This window comes from uncultured Phenylobacterium sp. (genome assembly GCF_902826855.1).
Lineage (GTDB): Bacteria > Pseudomonadota > Alphaproteobacteria > Caulobacterales > Caulobacteraceae > Phenylobacterium.
Genome location: NZ_CADEGK010000167.1, coordinates 1 through 10,427, shown reverse-complemented (window position 1 = coordinate 10,427; position 10,427 = coordinate 1). Strand labels below are relative to the sequence as shown.

The 10,427-nt window shown below is 70.2% G+C and carries 8 protein-coding genes and 1 pseudogene; all 9 read left to right on the top strand.

Translation table 11 applies throughout. The features are described 5' to 3' along the window. A partial coding sequence (locus tag QZV94_RS19035) for a cell division protein FtsZ (RefSeq protein WP_293680427.1) occupies positions 1–1,190 on the top strand: 1,190 nt, incomplete at its 5' end. 83 nt (positions 1,191–1,273) lie between these two features. Next, positions 1,274–1,495 carry a hypothetical protein gene (locus tag QZV94_RS19030; protein WP_293680425.1) on the top strand — a complete coding sequence of 74 codons (222 nt, stop codon included), beginning with the start codon at positions 1,274–1,276 and terminating at the stop codon, positions 1,493–1,495. Positions 1,496–1,668: 173 nt separating this feature from the next. Then, complete coding sequence (lpxC, locus tag QZV94_RS19025) at positions 1,669–2,562, top strand: UDP-3-O-acyl-N-acetylglucosamine deacetylase (RefSeq protein WP_293680423.1); 894 nt, start codon at positions 1,669–1,671, stop codon at positions 2,560–2,562. Positions 2,563–2,617: 55 nt separating this feature from the next. Then, positions 2,618–3,229, top strand: a complete 612-nt coding sequence (locus tag QZV94_RS19020; protein WP_293680421.1) for an MSMEG_1061 family FMN-dependent PPOX-type flavoprotein — start codon at positions 2,618–2,620, stop codon at positions 3,227–3,229. Between the two features lie 102 nt (positions 3,230–3,331). Next, positions 3,332–4,117, top strand: a pseudogene (locus tag QZV94_RS19015) (outer membrane protein assembly factor BamD); the annotation flags it as partial. Between the two features lie 257 nt (positions 4,118–4,374). Further along, positions 4,375–6,102, top strand: a complete 1,728-nt coding sequence (locus QZV94_RS19010) for a DNA repair protein RecN (protein WP_293680419.1) — start codon at positions 4,375–4,377, stop codon at positions 6,100–6,102. Beyond that, positions 6,095–8,431, top strand: a complete 2,337-nt coding sequence (gene ligA / locus QZV94_RS19005; protein ID WP_293680417.1) for an NAD-dependent DNA ligase LigA — start codon at positions 6,095–6,097, stop codon at positions 8,429–8,431. Before QZV94_RS19010 ends, ligA begins: the two co-directional genes overlap by 8 nt. Next, positions 8,424–9,632, top strand: coding sequence for a class I SAM-dependent methyltransferase (locus QZV94_RS19000; RefSeq protein WP_293680415.1), 1,209 nt, complete (start codon positions 8,424–8,426; stop codon positions 9,630–9,632). The genes ligA and QZV94_RS19000 overlap by 8 nt, the downstream gene beginning before the upstream one ends. A gap of 5 nt (positions 9,633–9,637) precedes the next feature. Next, the gene (locus QZV94_RS18995; RefSeq protein WP_293680413.1) at positions 9,638–10,381 is read left to right on the top strand and encodes a GH25 family lysozyme; all 744 of its coding nucleotides are present in this window, start codon (positions 9,638–9,640) and stop codon (positions 10,379–10,381) included. The last annotated feature ends 46 nt before the right edge of the window (positions 10,382–10,427 follow it).

Genomic DNA, 10,427 nt, shown 5'->3' with positions numbered 1-10,427 from the left:
TTCAGGGCGCGCACATGGTGTTCATCACCGCCGGCATGGGCGGCGGCACCGGCACCGGCGCTGCGCCGATCATCGCCAAGTGCGCCCGCGAGCGCGGCATCCTGACGGTGGGCGTGGTCACCAAGCCCTTCCACTTCGAGGGGCGCCACCGCATGCGCCTGGCCGACGCCGGGATCGCCGAACTGCAGCGCTACGTCGACACCCTGATCGTCATCCCCAACCAGAACCTGTTCCGGGTCGCCAACGAGCGGACCACGTTCGCCGAGGCCTTCGGCATGGCCGACCAGGTCCTGCACTCAGGCGTGCGCTCGATCACCGACCTGATGGTGCTGCCCGGCCTGATCAACCTCGACTTCGCAGACGTCCGCACGGTGATGACCGAGATGGGCAAGGCGATGATGGGCACCGGCGAGGCCACCGGCGACGACCGCGCCCTGATGGCCGCCCAGAACGCCATCCAGAACCCACTGCTGGACGAGGTTTCGCTGAAGGGCGCCAAGGCCGTGCTGGTCAACGTCACCGGCGGCCTTGATATGACCCTGCTGGAAGTCGACGAGGCTGCCAACGCCATCTCCGAGCAGGTCGACCCGGAGGCCAACATCATCTTCGGCGCGGCCTTCGACCCCAGCCTAGACGGCATGATCCGCGTCAGCGTCGTGGCCACCGGCATGGACGGCGCCTCCATCGCCGCCATCGAGCCCAAGGCCGAGCGCCGCTCGCTGACGGCCGAGCCCCTGCGCGCCACCGTCACCCCGCGCGAGCCCGAAGCGGTTGCGGCCGCGGCGGAAGCCGAGCCGGTGCTTGCTGCTGTCGAGCCCGAGCTGGCGGCGCTGGAAGAGGAACAGCCCGACATCTTCGCCGTCGCGGCCCGCGAACTCGCCAGTGAGCCCACCGCCGCTGCGGCCCGCGTCGCAGAGCCCGAGGCCGCCGAGACCGATGCCCCGCTGTTCGCGGAGCCCGCCTACGAGCCGCGCAAGCCGCGCGGCGGGTTCCTGTCGATCTTTGGAGGACGGCCGCGCTACGACCAGGGCCCGGCCGCGGCGCCTCAGCCCCAGGCCGCCGCGCCCCGTACGGCGCCAGCGCCCAGCCGTGGCGGCGCCCAGCCGCTGGAGGCCGCCTCTCCCGCCGAAGACGTAGACCAGAACGAGGATCTGGAGATCCCCTCCTTCCTCCGCCGCCTCGCCAACTAGAAAACGTCGCGAAATCGTCATCCCGCCGCAGGGTATGGGTTGCTAGAGTCCCTCCCGGAGCCAAACCCTCCGGGAGGTTTCTCATGAACACCCACCGCATCATCGTGGTGTCCCCCCTGGCCGATGGCTGGGCGGTGATCTGCAGCGGCCTGGAGCCCCTCGTCTTCCGCTCCGGCGCGCGCGCCGAGGCGGCGGCCAAGAGGCTTGCCGCGGCCCTGGCGCGACTGGGTCGCGCGGTGCAGGTCCGCATCCTGGACCGCGCCCGCAACCTGGTCGGGACCCAGCTCTTCCCCGCGGGCTGCTGACTTCGGCCAAGGTGTTGAATTGCGGCGAATTCCTGGCCGTCCGGTTAAGCAACCCTGAAGCGAAACATTGCGAAACACGAAGTGCTTTGTTGCGCTGCATCAATCAGCTTAGCAGCGACGTTGGGGGCAAGGTTTCGGTGCTCGCACCGCGCAACGTTGCAGGAAGATCCGCCTTGGCCGCACCGGCGTTCCAACACACCGTCCGCTCTCCGGCGCTGTTCGCCGGCGTGGGCGTCCACACCGGCGCATACACGCGGGTCAGCGTGCGCCCCGCCCCGGCCAACTCCGGCATCGTCTTCCTGCGCACCGACGTGCGCGATCGCGACAACCGCGTACCGGCCCATGGCCAGGCGGTCTGCAAGACCCAGCTGGGCACCGTCGTCGGCAACGCGGCCGACGTCACCGTGTCGACCATCGAACACCTGATGGCCGCCTTCGCCATGCTGGGCGTCGACAATGCCCTGGTCGAGGTCGATGGACCGGAGATGCCGATCATGGACGGCTCCTCGCTGCCGTTCATCCGCGTCCTGGACCGCGCCGGGCTCAGCCCGCAGCAGGCCGCCCGCGGCTACATCGAGATCCTCGATACCGTCGAGGTCGTCGACGGCGACAAGCGGGCTGCGCTGAAGCCCGCGGACGGCTTCGAGATGGCCTTCGAAATCGCCTTCGACAGCGCCGCCATCGGCCGCCAGGCGATCGACCTGCAGATGGACGAGCGGGCGTTCCGCGAGGAACTGGCTGACTGCCGCACCTTCGGCTTCCTGTCCGACGTCGAGGGCCTGCGGGCCATCGGCCTGGCCCGGGGCGGCTCGCTGGAGAACTGCGTCGTCGTCGACGGCGACCGCGTGCTCAACCCCGAGGGCCTGCGCCGCCCGGACGAGTTCGTCCGCCACAAGGCTCTCGACGCAATCGGCGACCTCTACACCCTGGGCGGCCCGCTGCTCGGACGTTTCGAGGGCGTCTGCGCGGGCCACGGCCTGAACAACGCCCTGGTCCGCGCCCTCATGGCCCGCCCCGACGCCTGGCGCATCCGCACCCTGGTCGAGGACCTGCGCGAGGCGGTCTGATTTCTTGCGAGTCGTTCGCAAGCATGACTAGATATCGCCAGGAGGCTAGAACGCCATGCCTGACGACGCGTCCGCCCAGCTGGATCAGCTCTACATCCCGCCGCACAAGTTCACGGTCGCCAAGGACATCGGCTGGGTCGACAAGCACGGCCGGCGCTTCGTCGAGCTTTCGCCTTTCGTCGCCCTTGCCACCGTCGGCCCGGACGGAACCGTGGATGTGTCGCCGCGCGGCGGCGGGCCGGGCTTCGTCCGCGTTGCGGACGACGGCAAGAGCGTGGTGATGCCCGATCGGCCGGGCAACAATCGCCTGGATTCCCTGCGCAACATCACCGAAGGCTCCGGCGAGGTCGGACTGATGTTCATGATCCCCGGGGTCGATGACATCTACCGCATCAACGGTCCGGCCCGCCTGGTCGTCGACGAAGCCCTGGCAAACGAGTTCATCGAGTTCGGCAAGGCCCCCAAGACGCTGCTGAAGGTCGAGGTGCGCGAGGCCTATCTGCATTGCCCCAAGGCGCTGATGCGCGCCGACCTGTGGGGCGACAGTCACCGCATCGACCGCGCGACCCTGCCGTCGCTCTCCGAGATGGTCACCGACCAGATCGGCATCGAGCGGCCTAAAACCACGCTTCAGGAACAGGTCGAGGGCCTGAAGCAATCGCTCTGACCAAGCGCTGCGACCGCTCGCGCCGTTTGCTCGCCACAGTCGGTAGTGTAGATAGCTGTCCTCGCGTGGGGGCCGCGCGTCGGTCTTGAGGTGAAGGTGCTCTTGAAGTCGAATTCCGCACGCGTGGTGCTGCTCGCCGCCGCCTGTTCGCTCGCGCTGGGCGCATGCGCCTCCAAGCCGAAGAAGGCGCGGCTGGCCTACGAAGAGCGTCCGGTGGAGCTGCTCTACGCCACCGGCGCCGACCGCCTCGACCGTCGCCAATGGAGCCAGGCGGTCAACTACTTCCAGGAAGTGGAGCGCCAGCACCCCTATTCGGAGTGGTCGCGCCGCTCGATCCTGATGCAGTCCTACGCCCACTACGAGTCCAACGACTACAACGAGGCGATCGCCGACGCAGAGCGGTTCATCCAGCTCTATCCGGGCAACCCGGCCGCCGCTTACGCTCACTACATCAAGGCCATCTGCTACTTCGAACAGATCGTCGACGTGAACCGCGACCAGGCCGCCACCGGCCAGGCGCTGAACAGCCTGCGCGACGTGGTCCAGCGCTATCCGTCCACCGACTACGCCCACGACGCGCGACTGAAGATCGACATGGTCAACGACCAGCTGGCCGGCAAGGAAATGACCATCGGGCGCTACTACCTGCGCCAAGGCGACACGCTGGCCGCCGTGAACCGGTTTAAGACGGTGATCGACCGCTATCAGACCACCAGCCACACGCCCGAGGCGCTGTACCGGCTGGTCGAGGGTTACCTGACCATCGGCCTCCTCCAAGAGGCGAAGCGCAACGGGGCCGTGCTGGGCTTCAACTACCCGGGCGATCCCTGGTACGGCAGCGCCTACAAGCTCTTGACCGCCAAGGGCCTGCGCCCGGCGGTCGAACCCAAGAGCGGCGGCGGCATATTCCGACTGCCCTTCACCCGCGACAAGACCAAGACCGTGAAGCCGCCGGTGGCGGCGGATGCCGACGACAAGACCACCGACGTGGCTGCCGCCTCGACCGCCGAGACGACGACACAGGCGGTCGCCGCCACACCGGCCCCGCGGAAGAAGTTCCGGTTGCCCTTCACCAAGAAGGACTAGAGGACGGATCGCGCGCGCCGCCTCTTCAATCGGCGGCGATTCCACGCGACATTGACCCGATGCTGATCGGCCTGCAGATCCGCGACGTCGTGCTGATCGAGGCCCTGGACCTGTCCATCGGGCCGGGCCTCACCGCGCTCACCGGCGAGACCGGGGCCGGCAAGTCGATCATCCTGGATGCGCTGGGCCTCGCCACCGGCATGCGCGGCGACGCCGGCCTGGTGCGCCGCGGCGCCGCCCAGGCCATGGCCAGCGCAGCGTTCGCCTTGGCGCCGGACCATCCCGTCTGGGCTATCCTGGACGCCAAGGGCCTGGCCTACGCGCGCGACGAGGACCTGGTCCTGCGCCGCACCCTCTCCGCCGATGGCCGCAGCCGCGCCTTCGTCAACGACCAAGCCACCGGCGTCGGCGTCCTCAAGGAGCTCGGCGAGGCGCTGCTCGAAGTACATGGCCAGCACGAGACGGTCGGGTTGCTAGACGCCCGCACCCACCGCCCGATGTTGGATGCCTACGGGGTGCTGGAGGCCCTCGTCGGCCAGACCGCAGCCGCCTGGCGCGCCTGGCGCGCGGCGGGCGAGCGCGTGGCGGCCCTTGAGGCCGAGGTCGCCCGCTCCGCCGCCGAGACCGAGGAGCTGACCTATCGGCTCGCCGAGCTCGACCGCCTGGACCCGCGGGCCGGCGAGGAGACCGAGCTTGCCGAGGAACGCGCACTGCTGGGCGCCGCGGAAAAGGCTCTTGCCGACATCGACTCCGCGCGCGAGGCCTTCGAGGGCCTGGGGCCACGCGTGGCCGGCGCCATTCGCGCCCTGGATCGGGCGCGCGAGCGCGCCATCACCGCCGGCGCGACGGCCGAAGGCGTGGCCGCGACGCGCCTGGGCGCCGCCGCGGAGGCCTTGGACAGGGTGCTGGTGGAAGCCGGCGAGGCCGAGGCCGCCATCGACGCGGCTGGCGCAGCCTTCGACTTCGAGCCCGACCGGCTGGAGAAGGCCGAGGAGCGGCTGTTCGAGCTGCGCGGCCTGGCCCGCAAGCTGAACGTCGCGGTCGAGGCGTTGCCAGCGCTGCGGGTGGAGTTCGCCGAGCGCTTGCGGGCGATGGAGTCGTCAGAGGCGGCCCTGAAGGCGGCCAGGGACGCGCAAGCGGCCTCGCGAGCGGACTACTTCTCCACAGCGGGGCGGGTGACCGCGGCCCGGACGGTCGCCGGCGGGCGGCTGGCCGAGGCCGTGATGGCGGAGCTGGCGCCGCTGAAGCTCGACAAGGCCCGCTTCCGCGTCGCGCTGGAGCCGTTGCCCGAGGACCGCGCCGGTCCCGCCGGAATGGACCGCGTCGCCTTCGAGATCGCCACCAACCCCGGCGCGCCGTTCGGCGATCTGGGCGCGATTGCCTCGGGCGGCGAGTTGGCCCGCTTCGCGCTGGCTCTGAAGGCGGCCCTGGCGGTGCGCGACGCCGGCCCGCAGCCGCTGATGATCTTCGATGAGGTCGATCATGGCGTCGGCGGCGCAGTGGCTGACGCCATAGGGCTGCGCCTCAAGCGGCTGGCGGCCCCCCCATCCGGCAAGGGGGCGCAGGTCCTGGTCGTCACCCACAGCCCTCAGGTGGCCGCCCGCGCAGAGGCCCACTGGCGCATCGTCAAGGCCGGCGAGGGCGGCCCCGGGAGCGAGAGCCGCGTGCGCACCGCCGTCGAGACGCTCTCACCCGCCGATCGCGAGGAGGAAATCGCCCGCATGCTCGCCGGCGCCCAGATCACCGACGCCGCCCGCGCGGCCGCCCGGGCCCTGATGGATGCCTGAGTCGATTGCCGATTTGAGCGAGGCAGAGGCCCTCGCGGAGCTGACCGCGCTTGCCGATCAGCTGGCGGCGCATGACATCGCCTATCACCGCGACGATGCGCCCACGATCTCGGACGGTGAGTACGACGCGCTGAAGCGGCGCAACGAAGCGATCGAGGCGCGTTTCCCGCATCTGATCCGCGACAACTCTCCATCGCTGCGGGTCGGCGCCGCCCGTTCCGAGCAGTTCTCGCCGGTGGAGCATGGCGTCCCCATGCTCAGCCTCGACAACGCCTTCGCCGACGAAGAGGCCGTCGAGTTCGATGCGCGCATCCGCCGGTTCCTGCGGCTGCCGGCCGACGAGACGATCGGCTACACCGCCGAGCCGAAGATCGACGGACTGTCATGCTCGATCCGCTATGAGCAGGGCGTGCTGGTCCAGGCCGCCACCCGCGGCGACGGCCGCGTCGGCGAGGACGTCACCCAGAACGTCCGCACCATCTCCGACGTACCCAAGAAGCTCATCGGCGCGGGATGGCCCGAGGTCATCGAAGTCCGCGGCGAGGTCTACCTGGGCCACGAGGAGTTTGCCGCCCTGAATGCGGCCGCGGCGGAAGCCGGACAGAAGACCTACGCCAACCCCCGCAACGCCGCCGCAGGCTCCCTGCGCCAGATCGACTCCCGCATCACCGCGACGCGGCCGCTCAAGTTCTTCGCCTACGCCTGGGGCCTCTCGAGCGCACCCGTCGCCGCGACCCAGTGGGAGGCGCTGCAGAAGCTGAAGGCCTGGGGCTTTTCCACCACGCCGGACAGCCGCCGCGTCGAGGACGCCGCCGGCCTGCTCGCCGCCTACGCTCACATGGCGGCCCAGCGGCCGAAGCTGGCCTTCGACATCGACGGCGTGGTCTACAAGGTCGACCGCCTGGACTGGCAGCAGCGCCTGGGCTTCGTCACCCGTACGCCGCGCTGGGCCGTCGCGAGGAAGTTCCCGGCCGAGCAGGCCCGCACCGTGCTGGAGGCCATCGACATCCAGGTGGGGCGCACCGGCGCCGTTACGCCGGTGGCTCGCCTGCGCCCGGTGACGGTCGGCGGCGTGGTGGTCGTCAACGCCACCCTGCACAACGCCGACGAGATCGCCCGCAAGGGGCTGCGCGTCGGCGACACGGTGATCCTCCAGCGCGCCGGCGATGTGATCCCGCAGATCGTCAGCGTGGTGGAGGACGAACCCCGCGGCCCGGCCGAGTTCGAGTTTCCCACCCATTGCCCATGCCCGCTGCAGACGCCGCTGGCACGGGAGACGACGGCGGCGGGCGCGGAGACGGTTGTGCGCCGCTGTACCGGCGAGTTCGCCTGCCCGTTCCAGCGGCTGGCGCACCTGCGCCACTTCGTGTCGCGGCGCGCCTTCGACATCGAGGGGCTGGGCGAGAAGCAGCTGGTGCTGTTCGTCGAGCGCGGCTGGGTGAACAACCCGGCCGACATCTTCCGCCTGCACGAACGGCGCGCGGAGATGCTGGAGATCGAGCGTTTCGGCGAGACCAGCGTCGCCAACCTGATCGAGAGCATCGAGCAGCGTCGCAATATCGCGCTGGACCGCTTCATCTATGGCCTGGGCATCCGCCATGTGGGCGAGACCACCTCGCTGGCGCTGGCCCGCCACTTCGAGACGGTCGAGGCCTTCGTCACCACGGCCAAGTCCGCCGCCTCCCAGATGGCCGGCCCGACGTATGCCGAGCTCTCCGACCTCGACGGCCTGGGACCCACGGCCGTTCAGGCGGTGTTGGACTTTGCGCGCGGCGGCCAGCCGCTGCTCATCCCGGCCGGCCTTTCGCTGGACGCGCACCTGCACCTGGCGATCCCGCGGCTGAATTCCAAGGCCCGCGCCGCGCTGGTCCGGCGCTTCGAAGACTGGGGAAGCTTCGAGATGGCCGCCCGGCAGGCCGCCGCGGAGACGCCGGGCGAGGCCTTTCTCGAGTTGGCCGGCGTGGACAACGTCGGTGTCGTGGCCGCGCGCATGATCGCTGCGTTCTTCGGCGAGGATCACAACATCGGCCTGGTCGACAGCCTGTTGGCCCAACTCACGGTCATCCCCGCCGACCGGCCGAAGACCGACACGGCGGTGGCGGGAAAGACCATCGTCTTCACCGGCGCCCTGGAGAAGATGACCCGCGATGAGGCCAAGGCTCAGGCGGAAGGCCTGGGCGCCAAGGTCTCAGGCTCGGTGTCGAAGAAGACCGACCTGGTGGTGGCTGGCCCGGGCGCGGGCTCCAAGCTGGCCGACGCCAACAAGCTCGGCATCCAGGTGATCACCGAGGACGAATGGCTGGCCCTGGTGGGTGGCGCGGATGGCTGAATCCCCGCCCCCTGCCGAGCCGCCGACCACCGAACAGTTGCTCAACCTCGGGTTCAGCCGCCTGCGCAGCCACCTGCTCAACCCGGCGGAGCAGATTTTCCTCGAGGTCCTGAAGTCCGCGCCCGCCAATCCCATCGCGCTGCGGCTTCTGGGCGTGACCCGGTGGAAGCTGGGCCAACGCAAAGCCGCGGTCGCCCACCTGCGCGCGGCCACCGTGGCGGCGCCGGACGTCGAAGCGTCCTGGAACGACCTGACCGTGGCCCTCCGTGACCTGGGCGAGGACCAGGAGGCCGAGGCGGCCCGCCAGCAGGCGGTGCATCTGCGCGCCATGCAACAGCCGGACGCAGGAGGCCTGGCGCCCCTAGCCCGCATGACCTTCTCCGTCGACCGCGTGATCCACCGCTTCACGGTCGTCGACTACCCGTACAACGCGGCGATCCGTTATGGCGCAGGGCGGCCGCCCCATCCCGAGCTCGCCGCGCTGATCGGGGAGGGCCGCGGCCGCTACGAGGCGTTCATGCAGGACCTCGCCCCGCTGCACGCCTATTTCTCAGAGATTCCGATGAGAGGCGTGAATACGGGACCGCCGTTCTGGCTGAACAGCTGGTATCCGCCCCTGGACGCCATGGCGCTGACGCTGATGTTGCGGCGGCATGAGCCGCGGCTGTTCGTGGAGATCGGCTCCGGTGCCTCCACGAAGTTCGCCCGCCGCGCCGTCGCCGCCCACGGCCTGCGCACGCGCCTGGTCTCCATCGATCCGCAGCCGCGCGCCGAGGTGGACCGCCTCTGCGACCAGGTTATCCGCAAGCCGCTGGAGCAGGTCGATCCCGCGGTATTCGGCGCCCTGGCCGCGGGCGACATACTGTTCCTGGACAGCTCCCACCGGGCCTTCCAGAACTCCGACGTGACGGTGTTCTTCCTGGAGATCCTGCCCCGCCTGAAACCCGGGGTGCTGGTGCATATCCACGACATCTACCTGCCCGACGACTACATCAGCGGGCACGTCTTCCGACAATGGAACGAGCAGTACCTGCTGGCGGTGGCGCTGCTGTTCGGCGACAAGTCCTTCGAGATCCTGTTCCCCGCCTGGTTCGTCGGCCAGGACCCGGCGCTGCGAGCGCAGGCGCAGGCCCAGGTCTTCCATGGCCCGCTGGCCGGCCTCGATCCTTACGGCGCGGCGTTCTGGATGCGGAAGGTCTAGGCGCCATGGCCGGCGCGCCGCGGCGGCTGATCCCCTGGTTCGCGGCCGTCCTGGCCGCCGTGACGGCGATTGCGGTCGTGGTCCCGTGGCCGCATCGCAGCGGCCCGGCCGGGCCCGCCGAGCCGGATCCGCGGCAATATCCGGTCCGCGGCATCGACGTGTCGCACCATAACGCCCACATCGACTGGAAGCGGGTCCACGCCGCCAAGATCCGCTTCGCCTACCTCAAGGCCAGCGAGGGCGGCGACCGGCGCGACCCGGCCTTCGGCGCCAACGCCCGAGGGGCGGCCCGCGTCGGCCTGCCGGTCGGGGCCTACCACTACTTCACGCTTTGCCGCCCGGGGGCTGACCAGGCGGCGAACTTCCTGGCGGCCACGGCGACGGCGCGGCTTCGTCTGCGCCCGGCCATCGATCTCGAGTTCGCCGGCAACTGCGCCACGCGACCGCCGCGGAAGGCCTTCAACCGCGAACTGGCGGTGTTCATCAACGCCCTGCGCCAGGGCGGAGCCCGCGAGCCGATCTTCTACGTCACCCCCGAGTTCCACGCCGCCTACTTGGCCGGTGGGCCCTTCCAGCGCCGCACCTACTGGGTCCGCGATCTCGTCGGGCGGCTGGACAAGCCGGCGCACAGCCGCGTGCTGTTCTGGCAGTTCGCCGCCCGGGGCCGGGTCGATGGTGTCGAAGGGCCGGTGGACCTGAACGCCTTCGTGGGCGACGAAGGCGCCTTCCGCGCCACGCTGGCGCCCTAGCCGGGTGAACGCGCCAAGACCACCCACACCGCCCCGCCAAGCTTAA